Annotated in this window: 22 protein-coding genes and 1 rRNA gene; 14 read left to right on the plus strand and 9 right to left on the minus strand. The window is 47.9% G+C overall.

What is annotated here, in order from left to right; genetic code table 11:
• Position 1 precedes the first annotated feature (1 nt).
• The 5 genes from MWL85_RS02355 to MWL85_RS02375 are packed head-to-tail and all read left to right on the plus strand — an operon-like array spanning position 2 to position 4010.
• Positions 2-760, plus strand: a complete 759-nt coding sequence (locus MWL85_RS02355; RefSeq protein WP_244401267.1) for a tetratricopeptide repeat protein — start codon at positions 2-4, stop codon at positions 758-760.
• A gap of 6 nt (positions 761-766) precedes the next feature.
• Positions 767-1462, plus strand: a complete 696-nt coding sequence (locus MWL85_RS02360) for a phosphatase PAP2 family protein (protein ID WP_244401268.1) — start codon at positions 767-769, stop codon at positions 1460-1462.
• Positions 1463-1467: 5 nt separating this feature from the next.
• Positions 1468-2568 carry a phosphotransferase enzyme family protein gene (locus MWL85_RS02365; RefSeq protein WP_244401269.1) on the plus strand — a complete coding sequence of 367 codons (1101 nt, stop codon included), beginning with the start codon at positions 1468-1470 and terminating at the stop codon, positions 2566-2568.
• Positions 2569-2571: 3 nt separating this feature from the next.
• Complete coding sequence (locus tag MWL85_RS02370; protein ID WP_244401270.1) at positions 2572-2949, plus strand: diacylglycerol kinase family protein; 378 nt, start codon at positions 2572-2574, stop codon at positions 2947-2949.
• Positions 2946-4010 (plus strand): adenosylcobinamide amidohydrolase, encoded by a 1065-nt coding sequence (locus MWL85_RS02375; protein ID WP_244401271.1) that lies wholly within the window; start codon positions 2946-2948, stop codon positions 4008-4010. Before MWL85_RS02370 ends, MWL85_RS02375 begins: the two co-directional genes overlap by 4 nt.
• 6 nt (positions 4011-4016) lie before the next feature.
• On the opposite strand, the gene MWL85_RS02380 is transcribed toward MWL85_RS02375, so the two are convergent.
• The 3 genes from MWL85_RS02380 to queC are packed head-to-tail and all read right to left on the minus strand — an operon-like array spanning position 4017 to position 5712.
• Entirely contained in the window at positions 4017-4622 is a 606-nt protein-coding gene (locus MWL85_RS02380; protein WP_244401272.1) for a 7-carboxy-7-deazaguanine synthase QueE, read from the minus strand.
• The gene (locus tag MWL85_RS02385) at positions 4619-5065 is read right to left on the minus strand and encodes a 6-pyruvoyl trahydropterin synthase family protein (protein WP_244401273.1); all 447 of its coding nucleotides are present in this window, start codon (positions 5063-5065) and stop codon (positions 4619-4621) included. The genes MWL85_RS02380 and MWL85_RS02385 overlap by 4 nt, the downstream gene beginning before the upstream one ends.
• On the minus strand, positions 5062-5712 hold the full coding sequence (gene queC, locus MWL85_RS02390) for a 7-cyano-7-deazaguanine synthase QueC (protein ID WP_244401274.1): 651 nt from the start codon (positions 5710-5712) through the stop codon (positions 5062-5064). The genes MWL85_RS02385 and queC overlap by 4 nt, the downstream gene beginning before the upstream one ends.
• 1235 nt (positions 5713-6947) lie before the next feature.
• On the opposite strand from queC, the gene MWL85_RS02395 reads away from it, so the two are divergent.
• The 3 genes from MWL85_RS02395 to MWL85_RS02405 are packed head-to-tail and all read left to right on the plus strand — an operon-like array spanning position 6948 to position 9077.
• On the plus strand, positions 6948-7781 hold the full coding sequence (locus MWL85_RS02395; RefSeq protein ID WP_021902994.1) for an enoyl-ACP reductase FabI: 834 nt from the start codon (positions 6948-6950) through the stop codon (positions 7779-7781).
• A 6-nt stretch (positions 7782-7787) separates the two neighbouring features.
• A complete protein-coding gene (locus MWL85_RS02400) occupies positions 7788-8435 on the plus strand; it encodes a DedA family protein (protein WP_244401275.1) in 648 nt (215 codons plus the stop codon).
• 6 nt (positions 8436-8441) lie between these two features.
• A complete protein-coding gene (locus MWL85_RS02405) occupies positions 8442-9077 on the plus strand; it encodes a DsbA family oxidoreductase (protein ID WP_244401276.1) in 636 nt (211 codons plus the stop codon).
• Here MWL85_RS02405 and menA read toward each other — a convergent pair.
• The 5 genes from menA to MWL85_RS02430 all read right to left on the minus strand — a co-directional run bounded on the left by menA (position 9069) and on the right by MWL85_RS02430 (position 14311).
• Positions 9069-9953: a 1,4-dihydroxy-2-naphthoate octaprenyltransferase gene (gene menA, locus MWL85_RS02410; RefSeq protein ID WP_244401277.1), complete on the minus strand. Its 885-nt coding sequence runs from the start codon at positions 9951-9953 to the stop codon at positions 9069-9071. The two genes, MWL85_RS02405 and menA, sit on opposite strands and share 9 nt — an antisense overlap.
• The gene (locus tag MWL85_RS02415) at positions 9953-11305 is read right to left on the minus strand and encodes an aspartate kinase (RefSeq protein ID WP_244401278.1); all 1353 of its coding nucleotides are present in this window, start codon (positions 11303-11305) and stop codon (positions 9953-9955) included. Before MWL85_RS02415 ends, menA begins: the two co-directional genes overlap by 1 nt.
• Before the next feature lie 16 nt (positions 11306-11321).
• The gene (locus MWL85_RS02420) at positions 11322-12011 is read right to left on the minus strand and encodes a cell division ATP-binding protein FtsE (protein WP_070708011.1); all 690 of its coding nucleotides are present in this window, start codon (positions 12009-12011) and stop codon (positions 11322-11324) included.
• Between the two features lie 61 nt (positions 12012-12072).
• A complete protein-coding gene (gene tilS / locus MWL85_RS02425) occupies positions 12073-13407 on the minus strand; it encodes a tRNA lysidine(34) synthetase TilS (RefSeq protein WP_244401279.1) in 1335 nt (444 codons plus the stop codon).
• A gap of 4 nt (positions 13408-13411) precedes the next feature.
• Positions 13412-14311 (minus strand): M48 family metallopeptidase, encoded by a 900-nt coding sequence (locus MWL85_RS02430; RefSeq protein ID WP_244401280.1) that lies wholly within the window; start codon positions 14309-14311, stop codon positions 13412-13414.
• A 96-nt stretch (positions 14312-14407) separates the two neighbouring features.
• Between MWL85_RS02430 and MWL85_RS02435 the strand changes: the two genes are divergently transcribed.
• Positions 14408-14935: a hypothetical protein gene (locus MWL85_RS02435; RefSeq protein WP_244401281.1), complete on the plus strand. Its 528-nt coding sequence runs from the start codon at positions 14408-14410 to the stop codon at positions 14933-14935.
• Positions 14936-14957: 22 nt separating this feature from the next.
• Positions 14958-15554 (plus strand): cob(I)yrinic acid a,c-diamide adenosyltransferase, encoded by a 597-nt coding sequence (locus MWL85_RS02440; protein WP_244401282.1) that lies wholly within the window; start codon positions 14958-14960, stop codon positions 15552-15554.
• Positions 15555-15562: 8 nt separating this feature from the next.
• Here MWL85_RS02440 and MWL85_RS11560 read toward each other — a convergent pair whose 3' ends face one another.
• Complete coding sequence (locus MWL85_RS11560) at positions 15563-15697, minus strand: hypothetical protein (RefSeq protein WP_262914450.1); 135 nt, start codon at positions 15695-15697, stop codon at positions 15563-15565.
• A 9-nt stretch (positions 15698-15706) separates the two neighbouring features.
• Between MWL85_RS11560 and MWL85_RS02445 the strand changes: the two genes are divergently transcribed.
• From MWL85_RS02445 to MWL85_RS02460, 4 genes are all read left to right on the plus strand, one after another.
• Entirely contained in the window at positions 15707-15898 is a 192-nt protein-coding gene (locus MWL85_RS02445) for a hypothetical protein (protein WP_244401283.1), read from the plus strand.
• A 77-nt stretch (positions 15899-15975) separates the two neighbouring features.
• Positions 15976-16668, plus strand: a complete 693-nt coding sequence (gene trmD, locus MWL85_RS02450; RefSeq protein ID WP_244401284.1) for a tRNA (guanosine(37)-N1)-methyltransferase TrmD — start codon at positions 15976-15978, stop codon at positions 16666-16668.
• Between the two features lie 17 nt (positions 16669-16685).
• Positions 16686-18200 carry a glutamine-hydrolyzing GMP synthase gene (gene guaA / locus MWL85_RS02455; RefSeq protein ID WP_244401285.1) on the plus strand — a complete coding sequence of 505 codons (1515 nt, stop codon included), beginning with the start codon at positions 16686-16688 and terminating at the stop codon, positions 18198-18200.
• A gap of 1341 nt (positions 18201-19541) precedes the next feature.
• Positions 19542-21078, plus strand: a 16S ribosomal RNA gene (locus MWL85_RS02460).
• Positions 21079-21327 lie beyond the last annotated feature (249 nt).

A 21327-nucleotide genomic window follows, 5' to 3' on the forward strand; every position in this document is an offset into this window, starting at 1 on the left:
TATGAGACGCAAACTACTATATTCTTTATCGCTGCTATTCCTCAGCCTACCACTCTTCGCCTCTTCGTTTCAGGAGGGAGTGGCAGCCTACAGTGATGCCGATTATCCTAAAGCAATTGAATGCTTTACTAAAGCACTTGAGGAGGGGGAACCATCGGCGGAGATATACTATAACTTAGCCTCGGCTTACTACAAGAATAACGACCTACCTCTCGCTATCCTCAACTTTGAGCGAGCCTATCGTATCGACCCTTCCGACGGGGATACCCGATTCAATCTTGAGCTGGTCAGCTCCCAGATTGTAGATGATATGGAGCCCACTCCTAGGCTCTTCCTGAGCCGTTGGTGGGATGATATCTCTCACTGGTGCTCACTCTCAGTATGGAGGATGTTGGGGCTTATCTTTTTTGCTATTGTGATGGTTGGCGTGTTCTTCTACTTCAGAGGACGTAGCAGGTCGCAACGGCAGATAGGATTTTACGGAGGATTGGTTGCCCTTTTACTCACCATCCTGACCAATGCCCTTGCCTATCGCTCCTATCTTTTTACGCATGAAGATAAGGAGGCGATACTAACGAGCAGTATTATCACCGTAAAGAGCTCCCCCGATGCTTCTGCCAAAGATATTGTGGTGGTGCATGGAGGCCTTAAGGTGGTAACACAGCAGACGCTCTCGGGGTATGCCGAGATCAAACTCCCCGATGGTACAGTCGGATGGGTGCCCAACAATACCTTTGAAATCATTAATAACTTTCGCTAGATAAATATGGTAGAATCCCTTGTTAGTCTGGAGCGTGATGCTTTTTTGTGGCTCAATAGTCTCCACAGTCTTTACCTAGATAGTGTGATGTACTTCATCTCGGATAAGTGGCCGTGGATCGTGTTCGTGGTGCTCTTCCTCGTATTGATGTCTTATAAACAGAAAAAGGGAGAGGTGATCCTCTTCTTGCTTGGGATTGTGCTATTAGTGGTTTTGGCGGATGGCCTTTCATCGGGTATCATCAAGCAGATATTCCAGCGTGAGCGGCCTACGTACCATCCACTGACTGAGGACGTAGTGAAAACAGTGCTAGGGCATCGAGGAGGTGGCTATGGCTTTGTCTCGGGCCACACTACCAACTTTTTCGCCTTCTCACTTTTTGCCTCGTTGGTCGTAAGGCACCGACTATTTACAATTGTTTCTTTCATTGTGGCGGCTACGGTGGCCTACTCACGTATCTATCTAGGTATGCACTTCATTACCGACGTGTTGCCCGGCCTGTTACTCGGTTTGGCTTGTGGCTGGGTCTGCTATTGGCTCTATAGTGAGAGTCGGGTTGCATTTCTCGATGTGCCACGCCGAGAGGCACGACACAGCTTTGTCCGTCCGATCGGTCGAAGGCAGACAGTAGGTATTCTAATGGCTTCCTTCTTTGTCTTGATTTGGGTTACAGCACCCTTTTTCTTTCAATTTTATGGCTAATATTTATGGATTATAAAGAGCTGGGTCGCGCTGTCAATCAATTTCCTATTACCGAAGATGTGATGGGGATTATCCCTATTGGCAATGGGCATATCAATGATACTTATGCCATTTCTGTGAATACTCCTGAAGGCGAGAGGAGAAAGTACGTCTTGCAACGAATCAATGACCAGATCTTTGAGGATGTAGAGACCCTTCAGAGCAATATATTTGCCGTCACTTCCCATATCCGGCGTCACCTAGAGCAGCAAGGAGAGAAGGATATTGATCGGAAGGTCCTCACCTTTATCAAGACAAAGGATGGTAAGAACTATGCCTCTGTAGAGGGAAATATGTGGCGCTTGTGCTACTATATCAAGGGGAGTAAGAGCTATGAAAGTGTATCGCCCAAGCTAGCTTATGTAGCGGGAAAAGCTTTTGGCGAGTTCCACTCCATGCTCTCCGATTTGCCAGAGGGGCAGTTGGGCGAAACCATTCCCAACTTCCACAATATGAGCTTCCGCCTACAGCAGTTTAGAGATGCGGTAAGCGAAGACAGAGTAGGTCGTGTGGCAGAGGTACAGGATTTGATAGAGGAGATAGAGCAACGTGCCGAGGCGATGACGGTGCAAGAGCGTCTCTACAAAAATGGTTCTCTCAAGCTTCGCACTAACCACTGCGATACCAAGGTTAATAATATCCTCTTCGATGAAGCTACCGACGAGGTGCTCTGCGTGATAGACCTAGACACTGTGATGCCAGGATTTGTGCTCTCCGATATTGGCGACTTTATCCGTACCGCGGTGAATAGTGGTGAGGAGGATGATGAAAACCTCTCCAATATCCAAGTCAATATGCCAGTCTTTGAGAGCTATATTCGTGGATATATGGAGGAGGCCAAGGCATTCCTAACACCTGTAGAGATAGAGTTGTTGCCTTATGGTGGTAGACTGCTCACCTATATGCAGACCGTTCGTTTCCTCACTGATTACATCAATGGCGATACCTACTACAAAACGCATAAGCCAAAGCACAACTTGATACGCACCCGTGCCCAATTTGAGTTCCTTCTCAAGTTGGAAGAAAAGCAAAAGGAGATGGACCATTTTATGAAGAGCTGGCTATAAGCGATGAAACCCAACGCCCCTAAAGCTCATCCACTGAAAAGAGTTATCAAAAGCTTCCATTATGCCCTTCGGGGTATATGGGAGCTTTTTCTCTATACGCCCAACGCACGTATCCACCTCCTTTGTGCGATAGCAGTGGTGATATTGGCAGCAATACTAGGTGTGAGCAAAGTAGAGTGGTTGATTCTTGTGCTCACCATCTTCCTGGTATTCTCTATGGAGGCGATGAATAGTGCCCTAGAGAAGCTGGCTGATAGGGTGAGTCCAGAGTACTCTCCTCTTATCCGAGATGCCAAAGACTTAGCTGCAGGGGCGGTTCTACTCGTAGCTATTGGTGCCGTTATTGTAGGATTAATCATATTTATTCCCTATCTATTTTGAGCCTCATAGCAGATAAAAACTTGGTCGGCACCACTATCTGTGGTGATAGGATATACCTAGCTGGTGAGGCACTGGTAGTGGCTCTTGAAGGGCGTAAACGGGTGGCAAGTAGTTCGCCACTGAATGGAGGTTGCCGCGAAGGAATGAAGTACCTCTACAATTACTCCTACAGTAGCTCCCCATTGGTGCAGAATAAAGTGGTGACCAAAATGGAAGCTCCCAATCTGTGCGAGCATTATCGACTACTCACCAAAGAGCTTGGTTTACCAGTGGAGCAGACAGTGGCAATGGGAACCGCTGCGAAACTAGAAGAGCGTGCCGAGGTAATGGATTCCTTCCATGGAATTCAAGTAGAAGCTATCGTGACTGCTGGTATTGACCACAATGGTGGCCGAGCGGGCGACCCGCCCTCCTATGACGAACTGACTGGCGAGAATCTATTGCCACCCCCTGGTACCATCAATATCATGCTCTTTATAGATGCACAGCTACCAGAGGGGGTGTTGACACAAGCCATCATCACTGCTACAGAGGCCAAGAGTGCCGCACTACAAGAGTTGCAAGCTGGTAGCTGTTACTCACGTGGCTTAGCTACCGGTTCAGGCACCGATACCATTATGGTGGTCTCCAACCTAGAGGCTCCCACTATGCTCTATGATGCAGGATTGCATTCATGCCTAGGCTCTACTATCGGACGAGTGGTGAAGGAAGCAGTTCAAAAGGCACTTAAGTTTCACGGCATCGGGATGACTCCCCAGCGACAAGGCAGTTTGCTTTGGCAAGGAAAGCGGTTCGGGATCACTTGTGAAGTGCTCAAGCAGCGGTATCTAGCCCTCTATGGAGTGACTCCGCAGAGAGAGCAAATTGATCAATTATTGTGTAGCAAAGAGGTGATCGCCTATATCGCTCCCCTGCTACACCTAAGAGACCAAATGGGGTGGGGCTTAATCCCCAAAGAGACCTATCAAAGAGTCTTATCCGACTACCTCAATGCTTTTATCCAATCTCAAGGCAAAGATCCCCTCGCTTCCCTGCTGGTAGAGCTCATCAAAGAACTCTAGCCTTTCCTATCGGATGCCAATGAGCTTATGCATCTGAAGGGATAGCGACCAACGAGGGTCCTCCTCAATCAGTTGCTGGCAGTAACGAATATTATCGGCCACCACTTGCTCCCCGTCAAAGATGGGCGAGAGGTAATAATGCATCGCCTTTGGGAGCCGTTCAATTTCAGGCAGAGGGTTCCCTTCAGCTATCGGAAATCTCAGTTCCCCCACCGCTCTATCACGATAGTTCTCCGTCACCTTATCCCACTTTACTTTTGGTGAAAGGGTAATATAGTCCAAACCTCTAGGAGCCGGCACTAGACCATTACTCTCGAGGGCTTGCCAGTAGCCAGCCGATTTGAAAAAATCCACGACCTCCTCAGTGAGTTGCAGAGTTGGCTCCCCGCCCGTCCATAGCAAGTTTTTGCAGGTCGGGTATCTCTTCTTGATCTCCTCCAGTAGCTCCTCTGGTGTGCACTCCATCTCCACCCGATCAAAAGCAGTATCGCAGAAGTCGCAACGCAGATTACACCCTGTAAGGCGAATGAAAATCATCAGCCGACCACTATTCGCCCCCTCCCCTTGCAAGCTCTGAAAGAGCTCCACAATCCTCAGCCGATGCTCCATCATTCCTCAATGCGAGCTGTGGCGGCACATTTACGCGTCTCCTCTACTCGGCACTCCACCAGCCTACAGCCCCATGGCTCTAGGAGGGGTGGGGCGATGGTCGATAGCATATATTGGGCAATGTTTTCCGCCGTTGGGTTAAAAGGCACTGCCACAATACTCTCGGGGCTCAGCTGCTCAAGCGTCGGCAGGTATGGGTCCTCCACAAAGAGAAGAAAGCGATGGTCCCAATGCTCTTCCAGCCATTGGCAGAGCGTCTCCTTGATCACCGAAAAGTCCAGCACACGCCCCAGTTCGTCCAACCCCTCCATTGCCTCTATCACAAAGTAAAAGCGATAGTTGTGTCCATGGAGGTGGCGGCACTTACTCTCGTGATTCATCACCCTATGGCCGAAGCAGATATCGTGGTATCGCTCAGCCCTTATTCTGTACTCCTTTCCGTTCATAGGTAAGGTATGGGATCTACAAGTCCATTATCTCTAAATGCCTCCTGTCGCTCCCTACAGGTGCCACACGCTCCACACGCCTTCTCGCCCCCCTTATAACAGCTCCAGGTGTGGCTATAATCCACCCCCAACTTAGTCCCAATCGCCACAATCTCTGTTTTAGAGAGCCCAGTATAGGGCGCCTCCACCCGCACGTGGTGATAGGTCCCTTGCACCATCGCCTCATTCATTCCCTTGATAAAGGCCGCTGTACAATCGGGGTAAATATCATGGTCTCCAAAGTGATTGGCGATAAATACCTTGTCCATACCTCGGTCCTCTGTAAAGGCACAAGCGATAGAGAGCATCACCCCATTCCGAAAGGGGACCACGGTGCTCCGCATATTCTCCTCTTCGTACTCCCCAGTAGGGATCTGCTCCGCCCCCTCTAATAGAGAGCTATGTATCATCTTCACAAAGTCCAAATCCACCACCTGGTGCTCAATGCCAAGCAGCTTACAGTGATACTCCGCACAAGGCACCTCTTGCGATTCATGGTTCGACCCATAGCGAAAAGTGAGGGCTAAACCGATCTCCTCCCGCTTGTCATAGAGAAGCGTGGTGCTATCCACCCCTCCCGAAACTACTATAATTCCTTTCTTACTCATAACAGCTACAAAGATAAACAATAATTTTGAAGTGGAGTGGCTCTGCTTTTTAGCCAAATTTGATTTGGGTGCCCTTATTAGGCAAGACTGGAAAGTCGTGAGTTAGGAGACGCAGATTTTACAGGGTTTGCGTTTGCCCACCTCTGAAATTCTGACGGCTTTTATTCTTGCTTTACAGTTGTTGAGTCCTTTGCACTCCCTTCTCGCATGATAGGCCTTGGAGTATTTCCCTGTACAGATGTATACGGTTCGTGTTTGCTGACTCCTTATCTCTGTGGGGTTGGCGGTGACGGAGAATAAAAGCAGCAATAGGGTGACGGTTAAGGAGCGAGTAAAGCTGTTCGTAGTCATGGTCATCTGTTATCTAGTAAGTTGGAGGTCATTGTTCACATTTGATATAGACCTAACGATTACAAAGATACCAAAAACTGCACCACTTTTCTATCATCTTTTCATGGATGATTCAGAGGTTGCGTATTAGAAAAACCTTATTGAGTGGTTTTCGTCTGAGTGTCTATACTTTTAGAAATAGAGGAAACAGTGTGTCTACTCTTTCAGGAATAACAGATGAGTAGTGTATACTATAGTAGGAATGCGTTCTAGTAACCACGCTTCATTCCGTATGCGTGCGGAATCCATTCCGCAGGGCTACGGAATCCATTCCGCACGCATACGGAATACGTTCCGCAACCTAGCGGAATATCGGCGAACTGCAACGCTGGAATTATAATGATATATTTGACTATGTTTTGCTATGCTCTCATGACAGGGGTTACGCATTAGAAAGAGACTTAGAAGCGTCACTTGCACGAATGATCATTTACAAGTTGTAGAGGATAATGGAGTAAGGACCTCGGTAGAGGTCCCTCTTAAATAGGCACAGGTCGGAGGGGCAAAGCCCCGAACGACCTGTGTACAAGGGCATTTTTTTCATCTCCATGACCCCGGCTGAGGGGTCAGACCTAGATAAGGTTGTCCGACCCCTCAGCTGGGGTCGTAAGGGTGTTTTGCACATCGTTATACACAGGTCTTCGGCACTACGTGCCTTGACCTGTGCCTATTTAACACGGACCTCTCAGCCGGGGGCCTCCCCAATAGTACACCTGTGAATGCCCTACGGCTAGGGTTATCTAATGCGTAACCCCTGTACACTTTATGCTGTCAATGGAGAGTATGCTCAAAATTGGTATCTTTGTTTGTAGTTTAATATTAAGAATTAGCAATAGATATAGTATATGGCTTACGGTTTACTTAAGGGGAAAAGGGGAATTATCTTTGGTGCTCTGAATGAGCAGTCAATTGCGTGGAAGGTGGCACAGCGTGTGGTAGAGGAGGGGGCGAGCATTACCCTGACCAATACACCTGTAGCGATCAGAATGGGCACGCTTAATGACCTATCTCAGGAGACGGGGGCAAAGGTGATTGCCTGTGATGCAACGAGTGTGGAGGATCTTGAAAAGGTCTTTAGTGAAAGTATGGAAGCCCTTGGTGGTAAGATTGACTTTGTACTACACTCCATTGGAATGAGCCCCAATGTGCGTAAGGGGATTCCTTATGATGATATCAATTATCCAAACTATACGAAGACGCTTGATATCTCGGCTCTTTCGCTTCACAAGATGCTGACCGTGGCAAAGAAGATGGATGCAATCAGTGAGGGAGGCTCCGTGGTGGCGTTGACTTACATTGCCGCACAAAGGAGTTTTGTGGGCTATAGCGATATGGCCGATGCCAAGGCACTCCTAGAGTCAATCACTCGCAACTTTGGGCTGATCTACGGCAAGGAGAAAGGGGTACGCATCAATACAGTGAGCCAATCGCCTACAGTGACTACTGCCGGTAGCGGTGTAGAGGGAATGAACCTCTTGCGTCACTTTGCGGAGAAGGTATCTCCACTGGGAAATGCCGATGCGGATGATTGCGCCGACTATTGTGTAACGCTCTTTAGCGACCTGACACGAAAGGTGACGATGCAAAACCTCTTCCACGATGGAGGCTTCTCCTCTACTGGAATGAGTGCCGATGCCTTGGCTCAGTACACCAAAGGAGAGCTAGACAATATCGACTAATTGCTTATGGAGAGCCTACCGTTTATTGAATGGGCTTTGGAGAATCTCAATTATCTCACCATCATGCTCCTGATGGCGATTGAGAGCTCCTTTATCCCTTTCCCAAGTGAGGTGGTGGTGCCACCAGCAGCCTATATGGTGGCATCTGGTAGTAGTGATATGACCTTTGGCGGGGTGGTGATTTTCGCTACTCTCGGGGCATTGATTGGAGCCTTGATCAACTATCTAATCGGAGTATGGTTGGGCCGTCCGCTCGTGCATCGTTTTGCACGGAGTAGGGTGGGGGCTTTCTTCCTGCTTTCGGAGGAAAAGATCGTGAAGGCCGAGACCTACTTTGTTGAGCATGGTGCGATCTCTACGTTAGTTGGTCGTCTAGTGCCAGGCATTCGGCAGTTGATATCGATTCCTGCGGGAATGTCGGGGATGAAGGTTTCCCCTTTTCTTCTTTATACCGCGTTGGGTGCCGGTGCGTGGAATCTAGTGCTGGCTCTGATTGGTTGGTACTTGGAGAGTGTGGTGCCGCGAGAGGAGCTGATGCCTTATGTGGAGCGTTATAGCCATGAGATTGGCTTGGTTATCCTCGGGATTGTGGTACTAGCACTCCTCTATATGACGATTAAGGCACTTCGCCGTCCGAAGGAGAAAAGTGTATAATATAATATGATGACGATTGATTTTTGGGGCGATATTACTTGTCCCTTTTGCTATATTGGTGAGGTACTCTTGAAGCACGAACTAGGGGCTGGTGGGTACGAAGATCAGGTGGAGGTAAGATGGCGAAGTTGTCTTTTGGCACCAGAGTTGCCTCTTGATACCTCTTTTACATGGCTTGAGAGGATGGAGAAAGTGGAAGACCCTGAGGAGTTGCAACACTTCCAGAAGAGTCGATCGGTGCTGAATCATTTGGCGGAGAAGTATGGTCTGGAAAACAACCTAGAGTCCGCTTGTTCGCATAATTCTCAGAGGGCTGCAAGGCTTTTGAAGGTGGCTACGAAGGAAGGTCGAATGCTAGAGGTAGCAACTCTTTTTGGGCGTGGTTACTTCTGTGAAGGAAGAGACTTTAGCAAGTTGGAGGAGCTGAAGCTGGTAGCAATAGAGGCCAATTTACCTGCAGAGGCTGTTGCTGGCGTACTTGAGGGTGACCTCTATCTTTCGGAGGTGAAAGAGGATCAGGTACTTGCAGCTCAATACGCTTACAATTTTGTCCCAACTATTTACTTCGGTGATGATGTAATGCTGGAGGGTGTCGTCACTCCCGAGCAGATTCGTGAGGCACTTCAAAAGACCTTAAAGTAAGAGGATGAGCATGGTCACTACACCCATGATGAGTGTGGTGATATTGGTGTAGCGGAGGAGTTTATTGAGGCTCTTCCCTCTGAGTCGATAGATTGCCATCACCCCATTGGCGTAGAGTGCCACACCGAGTAATCCAATAATAATCGCTCCGAGCCAGCTTCCCTCTGTGATAAGTCCTATGACGATCAGCAGAAGCGATAGCACTGCATTGATGAGGTAAAGGAGGGGCCCCGACCCTTTGCCCATTCGAACAATCAACGTCAGTTTGTGGCTCTCTAAATCTTCCTCGTAGTCGCGATAGTTATTGCAGACTAGTATGTTGGTCTCCCACAACCCAATACCTAGTGCCAGCAAAAGTAGATATAGCTGGGGCCGAGCATCGGCAATGACGTAGTAGCTGACAAGGATAGGCACTAACCCATAGAAGATAACTACCGCAAGGTCGCCTAGTGCGGTCCTTGCCAATGAGTATTTCCCTGCGGAGTAGGCAATGGCACACAAGATGACTACTGCCCCTACGAGCAATAGCCACCACCCCCTTTGGGAGGCAAGGTACAAGCCCGAACCGGCACAAATGGAGAGCGAGATGCCTAGGGCAATGAGCATTTGCCGTGGGGTGACCTCTCCAGTGGAGAGAAGACGAGTGAATCCTAAGCGGTGGTCGGTATCCTCTCCGCTTTTATAGCCAAAGTAATCATTGGCGAAGTTGCTAGAGATCTGTGCCGATACCGCTACGAGAAGGCAGAGAAGGAAGTAGCCCCATTGCATTACTCCGTCGCTTACTACGGCCCCTAGTAGAAGCAACATTGGTGCAACGGACGCCCCGAGTGTGTGGGGGCGTGTAGCATAAATCCATTTGTGAACCTGGTCGTTCATTATATTTCCTCTTGAAAGAGGTGCTTACTCAGTAGCTTCAGTGCTCTTACCTTGTCTTCGCTACGAATTAAGATAGAAACTCCATAGTTGGAACCTCCGTAGGAGATCATTCGCACGGGGAGTTCACTCAGCGCCTCCACTACTCGACTCTCAAAGCCTACATTCTTCCAATTCATATCGCCGACAACGCTGATGATGGTCATATCCTCATCTACGGAGACATCGGCAATCTTTCGTAGCTCTAATAGAATCTCCTCGAGCCGATTGGTATTATCTATCGTGAGAGTGATGGCTACTTCACTAGTGGTGATCATATCCACGGCAGTCTGGTAGCGCTCAAAGGTCTCGAATACCTTCCGCATAAAGCCCTGGGCAAGAAGCATACGAGAGCTGAGGATACGAAGGGCTGTGATACCATCTTTTGCTGCGACTGCCTTTAGTGACCCTTCTTTGATGCGATTGGAGATGATGGTGCCTTTTGCCTCAGGCTCCATGGAGTTGAGCAACCGCACTGGTATATTTCTCATCTTAGCGGGGTGGATACAGGCGGGGTGCAGTATCTTTGCCCCAAAGTAGGCCAATTCGGCCGCTTCGTTGAAGTGCAGATGACGCACAGCCGTCGTATGGTCGACCACCCTCGGATCGTTATTGTGTAGCCCATCAATATCGGTCCAAATTTGTATCTCTTTGGCATCGAGTGCTGCACCTATCAGTGCTGCAGTGTAGTCGCTTCCACCGCGTTTTAGGTTATCTATCTCTAGGTAGGCATTCCGACAGATGTATCCCTCGGTGAGGAAAAGACTTTGCTTGGGGTAATGGCTAAGTAGCTCAATGAGTTGCGACTGAATCTCAGGTAAATTGGGCTCACCCTGTTTGTTCGTTACCATATACTCCAGTGCTGGTAGCTTAATAGCTACGATTCCTCGCTCTGCTAGATGAAGTCGCATCATCTCTACGGAGATGATTTCGCCTTGAGCCAATATCTGACGCTCCTCAAAGTCGGTAAAGTACTCCTCTTTGAAACTTCTGAGAAAGTTCATCTTCTCAGCAACGAAGGTCAGCGCTTCTTCTTTATGGGCGGGCTGTGAGTAGAGCTCCTCGATAACCACTTGATACTTCTCTTGTAGCTCTTGGATCTTATTGAGTGCCCCTTGGGTGTTGCTATTATTGAAGAGCTGGCTGATCTCTACCAGCATATTGGTGACCCCCGACATAGCACTTAATACCACCACTTTACGCTCGCTTCCGCTGATGAGGTCGCCCACATTTCTTATCCGTTCGGCAGAACCTACAGAGGTGCCACCAAACTTCATCACTACTAGATCTGAAAAGGAAGTTGAGTTGTTATTCATTTCACTCTCAAGTCTATTATAGGTCCTGTTTCAACTGCATCTCTTGCAGCTTTCCTCCCTCCACCTTCACAATCCTTGCGGGGAACTTCTTCACGAGTGCGTAGTTGTGTGTGCTCATCAAGATTGAGGTTCCTGCCTCTCCGATTTCTCGTAAGAGCGTGATGATCTGCTCGCCAGTAATGGGGTCGAGATTGCCGGTGGGCTCATCTGCCAATATCATTTTTGGCTTATTGAGGAGGGCTCTAGAGATGACGATGCGTTGCTGCTCACCACCTGATAGTTCGTGGGGCATCTTGTAGCCTTTACTCTCTAGCCCTACCTGCTCTAGTACTTCGGAGATTCGCTTTTGGATTAGCTTTTTATCTTTCCACCCAGTTGCTCTGAGTACAAACTCTAGGTTTTTCACCACAGAGCGGTCGGTAAGCAGTTGGAAGTCTTGAAATATGATGCCCAGCTCTCTTCTTAGAAAAGGGATCTGCTTACGCTTTATGTGCTTTAGGTCAAAGTCGCCAAACCGCCCCTCTCCCTCTGAAATTGGGAGGTCGGCGTAGATGGACTTCAGAAGTGTTGACTTTCCTGATCCTACACGACCAATCAAATAGACAAATTCTCCTGGTTGCACCACAAGTGAAGCCCCATTTAGGATGATATTCTCCTCACGCTTCACGATGATATTTTGCAGTGATAGTAATGCTTGTTCCGACATCTCTTTATTCTTTTACTTCTCCTATTGTATCTCGCTTAACTCTGCTAAACGAATGACAAATTTACCTATTTCCTCTCACATTGCTTGTGAGATTCCTAAGGATCGCTCCAAAAGCTGCTCCCGAAGGCTCAAATCCAATACCGATAGAGTCGCTGAGACTTTGGTATCTCGCCTGCTGGCTCACTTCAAATGGAACCACCGCAATCACCTCGCCATCGCACTCTAGGACTGGGCAAAATGGTCTGTAGTACTCTGGAAGTCCCTTTTCACCCAAATACCTAAAGAGTGATTTGCTTCCCGACTTCATGCCATAAGGGGTAAAGCGATCCTCTTTACGCCCCATACGCACCACCACCTTCCTTTCTGCACATTTCGTGTGAAGTCGCAGTGCTACTGATCCAACACTATTCCACTGAATGGCTCCAATTTGTGGATGGTTCCAATGGTCGGATAGTTGCTCGGTGGGGTATTCCTCAACTGGTTCGGTGATGAGGTAGAACTTGTCTCGATAGACTTCGGCATAGCCAAAGCCAATGTTAAATGCAATGGTCTTGGGATTGTCCCAACTATTAATGAGATCTTCAGCTTGCGTGGGGGTAAAGCCGTGGTCGAGAAGCCACCTTTTGAAGAGATAGGGCTCCTCTACATTCCGAATATCTATGCTCTGCTCCTCAGTATTGAAATGCCGTGATGCAAATTGCTCCGTTGCTTGCTCAATATACTCTTGCTCCTCTCTGAAGTGGGCCATACTCTCTAGCAGAGAGCTAGGAAAGGAGGGGTTGAGTTGCTCAAAACTAGGCAGTAGCTGGTGCCTAATATAATTGCGCTTGATGGTGGTATCGTAGTTGGTGCTATCAGTGACATACTCAAGCTGGTGAGCAGAAAGGTACGCCTTCAATTCGCTTCGCCACGTGGTGAGAAAGGGTCTGAATAATTGGCCAGAGACTACCTGCATTCCTGCCATCCCCTTACCTCCAGTGCCTCTGGATAGGTTGAGGAGAGCCGTCTCTATCTGATCATTAGCATGATGCCCCACTGCGATCCAAGCACATTGATGGGCATTTCGTAGTTCCTCAAATAGTTCATAGCGAAGCTCTCTTGCTGCCATTTCTATGGAAATCCCAGCTCCTCTTGCCCTGCCATAAGTATCAACGTCTGCAAAGTGGCACTCAGCCTCGGGAAGTTTATTGGCCAGATAGTCCGCAACGAACTGCGCATCCCGATCACTCTCCTTACCCCTTAGGTGGAAGTTGATGTGGACCACCACAAGTTTATAACCCATGTAGTAAAGGAGGTGGGAGAGTGCGATGGAGTCGGCTCCACCGCTCAGTCCCACGAGTACTTTATCCTTTTCATTGAGGACCTCTCGGATAATGGCTCTTGCTTTGGCCAGCACAGTCTTAGTACCTTAGTTTAAGCGGAGTTTGTCGTCCTTTATTGATATCACTAGTTAGTTTGCTGTGGTTGGCCGGTTTCACAGGGGCACTCTTGCCACCACCTTCAATAAAAGCCTTCACGCGTGGCAACTCCTCTTGAATCTTTTTGATGCGATTGGCATCGTTAGGGTGCGTGCTCCAAAAGTCAGATTGCTGCCCTTTCCCTTTATTGTCCCCAGCCATATTGGTCCAAAATTGAACCGCTTGATTGTAGTCATACCCTGCAATAGCCATCAGGTAAAGACCTATGATGTCGGCCTCGTACTCATGCTTGCGGCTGTAGGGTAGGGTAAAGAAGGCTGTGGAGCCTACATCGTATAGAATTCCTCCCATCTGCTGAGTGAGCCCACCCTTGCCCGCTAGAAGCAAACTGAGTGCCCCAGCTCCATACTGCTTAAGAATCTGCTGACTCATCCGCTCATTGGCGTGTTTGGCAACGGCGTGAGCTACCTCGTGCGAGATAACGGTAGCGAGTTGGTCATCAGTTTTAGCAATAGGTAAAATGCCCTCATACACCACAATCTTACCTCCTGGCATACAAAAGGCATTGATTTGTCGGTCGGCAATGAGGTTGAATTCCCATCTGTAGTTATCTGCATCGGCAGCCATCCCTACACTCCTTAGGTAAGTGTCTGTCGCCTTGGCTATTCTCTGTCCAATCGCTACGACACGTTGGGTCTGTTTAGGGTCCTTGCTCTTTGGGGCTTTAGAAATAAATTGAGCATATTGTGCAAAGCTAGTGGAGAGTACTTGTGAATCGGGTACCAAGTCGATTCGATTCCTGCCACTAATGGCTACTGTTGAGCAACTGCCAATACCGATAGTTAGCAGTATTCCTATGATCGTAATCTTAATTCTATTCATAATATCTACATCGTTAGTTGAATGTCCTTATTATTCTTCAAAGGTATTCATTTTTTTTGAGTTACCGTAATTCAAAAATTGTGTACTTTTGTCCTGATGAAGATGTATAGTCGGTTTAGCCCCTATCGGTGGCGTGTTTTCAGAAGGTTGAGGTATGGACGTGGAAGAGGAGTGCATTCGCCCAAAGGGTATGCGATGATTCTTTCGCTAATTCGTCCGTATGCCATCTATTATCATTTTGAGCAATATCCAAAACTATTTGCCAGCCCATTGGCACGCTTGGTTTATCGCTTAGTGGCTCGCTGTGATCTGGATGCAGTGGTGCTTCCAGTGGGAGACCCATTGATAGAGGTGGTGAAGTTGGCCAAGTCTACCCTTCAGGTCAGCACTCAACCTTCCCCACTTTTAGGGCGAACGCTATGCATAGCACGTGGTATGGAAAGACTACCCGCTCTTGAGGAACTCAATAATGGACTGTTGCTTTTCTTGCCCAGGCCAACTACAAGGGCACAGATAAAAGAGTGGGTTGAAAAGCTACCCTCAGGGCTGATATTAGACCTTTACGAGGCAATATTGGTGGTGGATATGCCGAGAGTTAAGTATCTTTACAGAACGACAATGTAGTAAACTATATAAATGAGATATTATGGAAGAGAAAGAGATAAAGAAAAGTTCCGTTTATACGCGATCTGGTGACAAGGGAAAGACTTCCCTAATGAGTGGACAACGGGTCTCTAAAGGTTCGCTGAGACTGAACACTTATGGTACGGCCGATGAACTCAATTCGTTTGTGGGGTTGCTGCGGGCGTTGACTCCTACCGAGATAGGTCAAGATGCGACGCTCGAGATGATTCAAGATCGACTTTTCACGTGTGGCGCCTACCTAGCTGCCGATTTTAGGGGACAAAAGCGAGAGTATGATGTTCCTTCGGGTGTCACCCCAGAGGATATCCTCCACTTGGAGCGTCAGATCGATATTATGGACTCTCAGCTTCCAAAACTGAAGGAGTTTATTCTCCCTGCTGGTGGTCAAGCTGCTAGTGTTGCCCACATCTGTAGGACGGTAGCAAGGCGTACTGAAAGGGTAATCTACCAACTCCTCGATGCCGACCCTGAAGCAGAGATAGAAGCTGGCGTAAAGAACTTTATCAATCGTCTGAGCGACTACTTCTTTGTGCTGGCACGCGTTTTGGCTCGCCACGAAAATGGTGAGGAGGTCACTTGGAAGCGCTTTAGAGATTAAGCTGATCCCTAGTGAAGGTCTACTTTAGCCGTCTCGTCCCTTTCCGTCCCTTCATCGCGATCAATCTGCTTGGTTGTATCGTAGTGAGAAGTGATCATCGTGGCAAAGTCGATGAGTCCCTTATCCGGCACGAAAAGATTCATACAGCACAGATGCGAGAACTCCTTTATGTGGGCTTTTATCTCATCTATGCTGTTGAGTGGTTGGTACGCCGAATAGCCGGAGGTGCTGGAGCTTATTGGCGAATTGGCTTTGAACGTGAAGCCTATGCCTACCAGTCTCAACCCTCATACCTTCAAGAGCGAAAGCACTTTGCGTGGCTCAGCTATTGGCGTGGAAGGTAGAGCCACTCTCTATGTTGCGTATATATGTGTGTCGTTTATAGTCTGTTTCTTTACTTTTAAGTAACTTTGCCCCATATATGAGGGTAGATATACTGACCGTTTTGCCAGAGATGTTGGAGGACTTTGTGCATACCTCCATCCTTAAGAGAGCCCAAGATAAGGGGCTGGCTGAGATTTACGTGCACAATCTTAGAGACTACACCACCGATAAGTGGCGTAGGGTGGACGACTATCCATTCGGCGGTGCTGCCGGTATGGTGATGCAGATTGAACCAGTGGACAATGCCATCAAAGCCCTGAAGCAGGAGCGTAGCTATGACGAGGTGATCTATACCTCGCCCGATGGCGAAATCCTAACGCAACCATTGGCAAATACTCTCTCTTTGGTGCAAAATATCATCATCCTTTGCGGTCACTATAAAGGTATCGACCACCGTATTCGTGAGCATCTCATTACTCGAGAAATATCCATTGGCGACTTTGTACTTACTGGGGGCGAGCTCCCAGCTGCCGTTATCACCGATGCCGTGGTTCGCCTTATACCAGGTGTGCTAGGCGATGAACAGAGTGCACTGAGCGATTCTTTCCAAGACAACCTTTTGGCTCCGCCCATCTATACCCGCCCTGCAGATTACCAAGGCTGGAAGGTGCCAGAGGTGTTGCTCTCAGGCAATCCTGCCAAGATCGAGGCATGGGAAATGGAGCAGGCACTTGAAAGGACGCAGAGACTGAGACCTCATCTATTGGAGAAAAGAGAAATTGACAACTGATAATAGTGATATAGATTATGCTTGATAAGATTATCATCCTAGACTTTGGGTCGCAGACGACTCAGCTGATTGCTCGTCGCATACGCGAATTAGGCGTCTATTGTGAGGTGCACCCATACCATTTTGTTCCTAAGACCGAGGAGAGCCTCAAGGGTATTATCCTCTCTGGTAGCCCTTACTCCGTCTCTCAGCCAGAGGCGTTTCGGATAGATCTTAGCAAGCTACCAAAGGTGCCTCTATTAGGGATCTGCTATGGGGCTCAGTTCATCGCTAGCCAGTTGGGTGGAGCAGTAGGGAAATCTGCTACTCGTGAGTATGGAAGGGCTCACTTGGATATTCTCGCCGAGGATCCCCTTCTCAAAGGACTTTCCTCCAAGAGTACCGTTTGGATGTCACACAGTGATACCATTACACAACTGCCTACAGATGGCCAGCGATTAGCAAGTACCGAGACGATCGAAAATGCTGCTTATCGTATTAAGGGCAAGGAGATTTGGGGCGTGCAATTCCATCCCGAAGTGGTACACTCCGAGGAGGGGACTAAGTTGCTGGACAACTTCCTTTCTATCTGCAAAGTGGCTAAGGAGTGGACCCCTGCCTCATTTGTTGAGAGCACGGTGGCAGAACTAAGAAAACAACTCGGAAACGACAAGGTGCTGCTCGCCCTAAGTGGTGGCGTGGACTCTAGTGTGGCAGCAGTTTTGCTCAATAAGGCAATTGGCGACCAATTGACCTGTATCTTCGTGGATCATGGTTTACTTCGAAAGGGAGAGTTTGAGCAAGTGCTGGACGATTATAAGCATCTCGGGCTGAATGTTAAGGGGATAGACGCAAAGGATTACTTTTTCCGTCAACTTGCCGGCGTCTCTGATCCAGAGAAGAAACGCAAGATTATTGGCAAAGGCTTCATTGATGTCTTTGAGGTAGAGGCGAGCAAGATCCAAGATGTCAAGTGGTTGGCACAAGGAACGATTTACCCCGATGTGATTGAGTCGATCTCAATTACAGGGCAAGTGATTAAGAGCCACCACAATGTGGGCGGTTTGCCAGCAAAGATGAAGCTGAAGTTGGTGGAGCCTCTCCGGCTGCTCTTTAAAGATGAAGTGCGAAAGGTAGGCCTCGAACTGGGTATGAAGCACGATATGATTTTCCGTCATCCATTCCCTGGCCCAGGTTTAGGCATCCGTGTCTTAGGTGATATTACCCCCGAAAAAGTGCGGATTATTCAGGAAGCAGACTATATATATATATCACTACTCAAGGAGTGGGGGCTTTATGAAGAAGTATGGCAAGCTGGAGCCATCTTATTACCCATCCGCTCAGTTGGTGTGATGGGCGACGAGCGTACTTACGAGTATGTATGTGCCTTGAGAGCTGTCACCTCTATCGATGCAATGACGGCCGATTGGGCGAAGCTCCCTCACGAGTTCCTCGCCAAGGTCTCCAATGAGATTATTAATAATGTGAAGGGCATTAATCGTGTAGTCTACGACTGCTCATCTAAGCCACCAGCAACCATTGAGTGGGAGTAATCTCCAATATCCACTAAATATAATATGCGGAATATACCTCGGTATGTTCCGCATATTTTTTTAGCAGTAAGTTTTTATCTGATACAGTTACAGAGAATGTTGTACGAAGTGCCATTCTCGCACATTTGACGCAAATGTGCTGAGACTTTGAACGAAGGATGAGATGCAAGGCCTGAGGGTGAGGGCAAGGTGCCGTAAGGCATCAAGGCCCAACTAGGCCGAAGGGAGCGTACTCACGTACGTGACCTAGACCGAATTCCGAAAGCAACGCCGCAGATCGCCTTCGTGCAACAGTCTCTTACAGAACCAGTTTTGCACATTGAATTACGAAGCAATGTAAACTGTGTTTTGGCGGTACTACAAAACAGTTGATGCTCAGGCGTATATTTTGGCGTTTTCCGAGATGCAATTAAGCAATCGGTTAGTTGCAACAAAGCAAATGATTAGTTGCAACTCAGCAAATGCTTAGTTGCATCTCAACTTTTGCTCTCTTATCTAGCGAGTGAGACTTCATGAAATAGTCATATATATAATGAGAATGTTGCACGAAGTGCCATTCTCGCACATTTGAATCAAATGCACTGAGACTTTGAACGAAGGATGAGATGCAAGGCGCTGAGGGTGAGGGCGCTGGGAGCGTACTCACGTACGTGACCGAGCCCGAATCCCGAAAGCAACGCCGCAGATCGCCTTCGTGCAACAGTCTCATAATAGGTGTTTAGGGCTTAGATCGTATACCAGCTGTAGGTTGCTTTAAAATAATTATGCGTTTTTTTTTTTTATTTGAATATCAATGACTTACTGTATTCTGTGCGATTTTCTTGACGGATATATTTGGTGGAATGGGAAATTGTTTCTATCTTTGCAACCGCAAACGAGAAATGAGACCTCTTAGTGGCCCAGTGGGGTGGTAGCAGAGGTTTATTTTTAGCCCCAAGGTTTTGGGTGTTGGAGATTAAGTTTCTTGGAGATTAGGTGCTGAGATTTGGTGGATTGAAAAATTCTTTCTATCTTTGCATTCGCAATTCAGAAACGGGGTGCTCAGGTGTGAGTGTCGAAAAAAGTTTCTTGAATATTTGGTCGAATGAAAAATCGTTTGTACCTTTGCAAAACCAACCGCTGAAAAGGCGGTTAATGGAAAAGAGTTCATAGACATATATTAAGACAAGGACATCACAATTTTGTGATGAAACAAACAAGTAGTACAAGGGACATTGTAAAACAAGTCCACGTCAAAATAACTTGATTGTAATCTTTATAGTATACGACTAAACGTGATAGTGAATAACGAGCTAGAGGATTTTAATTAGCTTCTTTGTTACGAAGACATAAAACTTTTTGACAATGGAGAGTTTGATCCTGGCTCAGGATGAACGCTAGCGATAGGCTTAACACATGCAAGTCGAGGGGTAACATGGAGAGAAGCTTGCTTCACTCTGATGACGACCGGCGGATGGGTGAGTAACGCGTATGCAACTTGCCTCTTAGTGGGGGATAACCCGGAGAAATCCGGACTAATACCGCATATTCTTAATTTCTCGCATGAGTTATTAAGGAAAGATTTATTGCTAAGAGATAGGCATGCGTTCCATTAGTTAGTTGGTGAGGTAACGGCTCACCAAGGCATCGATGGATAGGGGAGCTGAGAGGCTGATCCCCCACATTGGGACTGAGACACGGCCCAAACTCCTACGGGAGGCAGCAGTGAGGAATATTGGTCAATGGAGGAAACTCTGAACCAGCCAAGTCGCGTGAAGGATGACGGTCCTATGGATTGTAAACTTCTTTAGTAGGTGAGTAAGGATAGGTACGTGTACCTATTAGAAAGTAGCCTAAGAATAAGTATCGGCTAACTCCGTGCCAGCAGCCGCGGTAATACGGAGGATACGAGCGTTATCCGGATTTATTGGGTTTAAAGGGTGCGTAGGTGGCTGATTAAGTCAGTGGTGAAAAGCTATGGCTCAACCATAGTCTTGCCGTTGATACTGGTTAGCTTGAGTGTAGATGATGTAGGCGGAATGCGTAGTGTAGCGGTGAAATGCATAGATATTACGCAGAACTCCGATTGCGAAGGCAGCTTACAAAACTACTACTGACACTGAGGCACGAAAGCGTGGGTATCAAACAGGATTAGATACCCTGGTAGTCCACGCCGTAAACTATGATTACTCAGAGTATGCGATATACAGTATGCTCTCAAGCGAAAGCATTAAGTAATCCACCTGGGGAGTACGTCGGCAACGATGAAACTCAAAGGAATTGACGGGGGCCCGCACAAGCGGAGGAACATGTGGTTTAATTCGATGATACGCGAGGAACCTTACCTGGGATTGAAATGTATAGGCTGGCAGCTGGAAACAGCTGCTGTTCACTTCGGTGACTTATATGTAGGTGCTGCATGGTTGTCGTCAGCTCGTGCCGTGAGGTGTCGGCTTAAGTGCCATAACGAGCGCAACCCTTATCGTTAGTTGCTAACAGGTTAAGCTGAGGACTCTGGCGAGACTGCCGTCGTAAGGCGAGAGGAAGGTGGGGATGACGTCAAATCAGCACGGCCCTTATATCCAGGGCGACACACGTGTTACAATGGTGAGGACAAAGGGTAGCTACCTGGTGACAGGATGCCAATCTCCAAACCTCATCTCAGTTCGGATCGAAGTCTGCAACTCGACTTCGTGAAGCTGGATTCGCTAGTAATCGCGCATCAGCCATGGCGCGGTGAATACGTTCCCGGGCCTTGTACACACCGCCCGTCAAGCCATGGAAGCTGGGGGTACCTGAAGTGCGTGACCGCGAGGAGCGTCCGAGGGTAAGACCGGTGACTGGGGCTAAGTCGTAACAAGGTAGCCGTACCGGAAGGTGCGGCTGGAACACCTCCTTTCTGGAGTAGCAGAGTAGCTATTCCTCTAGTTTCGACTGTCCGTAGTTTGTATGTATGGATTGATAATCAAGAGTGAGTACGTGGTCTAGACGATGTTTAGATTGTGTCTATCTTGTTTGTTCCTTCGTCTTAGTATATTTTATCATACGGCAACCCTATTTTTATACTGCCTGCTTATGATGAGTATAAGTTAGTAAGGTTGAGGTGTAGAGATTGGGGGCTAGAGAGGAGCTCATTATTGATGATGAG

Origin of the sequence: Porphyromonas somerae (assembly GCF_022845615.1) — a bacterium.
Taxonomy (GTDB): domain Bacteria; phylum Bacteroidota; class Bacteroidia; order Bacteroidales; family Porphyromonadaceae; genus Porphyromonas_A; species Porphyromonas_A somerae.

Excerpts from the sequence above, each read along its gene's own strand:
- MWL85_RS11560 (WP_262914450.1), bottom strand. The coding sequence starts at position 15,697 with ATGAATCTTTTCGTGCCGGATAAGGGACTCATCGACTTTGCCACGATG.
- MWL85_RS02360 (WP_244401268.1), top strand. The coding sequence starts at position 767 with ATGGTAGAATCCCTTGTTAGTCTGGAGCGTGATGCTTTTTTGTGGCTC.
- MWL85_RS02445 (WP_244401283.1), top strand. The coding sequence starts at position 15,707 with ATGCGAGAACTCCTTTATGTGGGCTTTTATCTCATCTATGCTGTTGAG.
- MWL85_RS02440 (WP_244401282.1), top strand. The coding sequence starts at position 14,958 with ATGGAAGAGAAAGAGATAAAGAAAAGTTCCGTTTATACGCGATCTGGT.
- queC (WP_244401274.1), bottom strand. The coding sequence starts at position 5,712 with ATGAGTAAGAAAGGAATTATAGTAGTTTCGGGAGGGGTGGATAGCACC.
- MWL85_RS02355 (WP_244401267.1), top strand. The coding sequence starts at position 2 with ATGAGACGCAAACTACTATATTCTTTATCGCTGCTATTCCTCAGCCTA.
- MWL85_RS02430 (WP_244401280.1), bottom strand. The coding sequence starts at position 14,311 with ATGAATAGAATTAAGATTACGATCATAGGAATACTGCTAACTATCGGT.
- MWL85_RS02405 (WP_244401276.1), top strand. The coding sequence starts at position 8,442 with ATGATGACGATTGATTTTTGGGGCGATATTACTTGTCCCTTTTGCTAT.
- menA (WP_244401277.1), bottom strand. The coding sequence starts at position 9,953 with ATGAACGACCAGGTTCACAAATGGATTTATGCTACACGCCCCCACACA.
- MWL85_RS02400 (WP_244401275.1), top strand. The coding sequence starts at position 7,788 with ATGGAGAGCCTACCGTTTATTGAATGGGCTTTGGAGAATCTCAATTAT.
- MWL85_RS02415 (WP_244401278.1), bottom strand. The coding sequence starts at position 11,305 with ATGAATAACAACTCAACTTCCTTTTCAGATCTAGTAGTGATGAAGTTT.
- MWL85_RS02385 (WP_244401273.1), bottom strand. The coding sequence starts at position 5,065 with ATGAACGGAAAGGAGTACAGAATAAGGGCTGAGCGATACCACGATATC.
- MWL85_RS02420 (WP_070708011.1), bottom strand. The coding sequence starts at position 12,011 with ATGTCGGAACAAGCATTACTATCACTGCAAAATATCATCGTGAAGCGT.
- MWL85_RS02435 (WP_244401281.1), top strand. The coding sequence starts at position 14,408 with ATGAAGATGTATAGTCGGTTTAGCCCCTATCGGTGGCGTGTTTTCAGA.
- MWL85_RS02395 (WP_021902994.1), top strand. The coding sequence starts at position 6,948 with ATGGCTTACGGTTTACTTAAGGGGAAAAGGGGAATTATCTTTGGTGCT.
- MWL85_RS02380 (WP_244401272.1), bottom strand. The coding sequence starts at position 4,622 with ATGATGGAGCATCGGCTGAGGATTGTGGAGCTCTTTCAGAGCTTGCAA.
- MWL85_RS02370 (WP_244401270.1), top strand. The coding sequence starts at position 2,572 with ATGAAACCCAACGCCCCTAAAGCTCATCCACTGAAAAGAGTTATCAAA.
- trmD (WP_244401284.1), top strand. The coding sequence starts at position 15,976 with ATGAGGGTAGATATACTGACCGTTTTGCCAGAGATGTTGGAGGACTTT.
- guaA (WP_244401285.1), top strand. The coding sequence starts at position 16,686 with ATGCTTGATAAGATTATCATCCTAGACTTTGGGTCGCAGACGACTCAG.
- MWL85_RS02365 (WP_244401269.1), top strand. The coding sequence starts at position 1,468 with ATGGATTATAAAGAGCTGGGTCGCGCTGTCAATCAATTTCCTATTACC.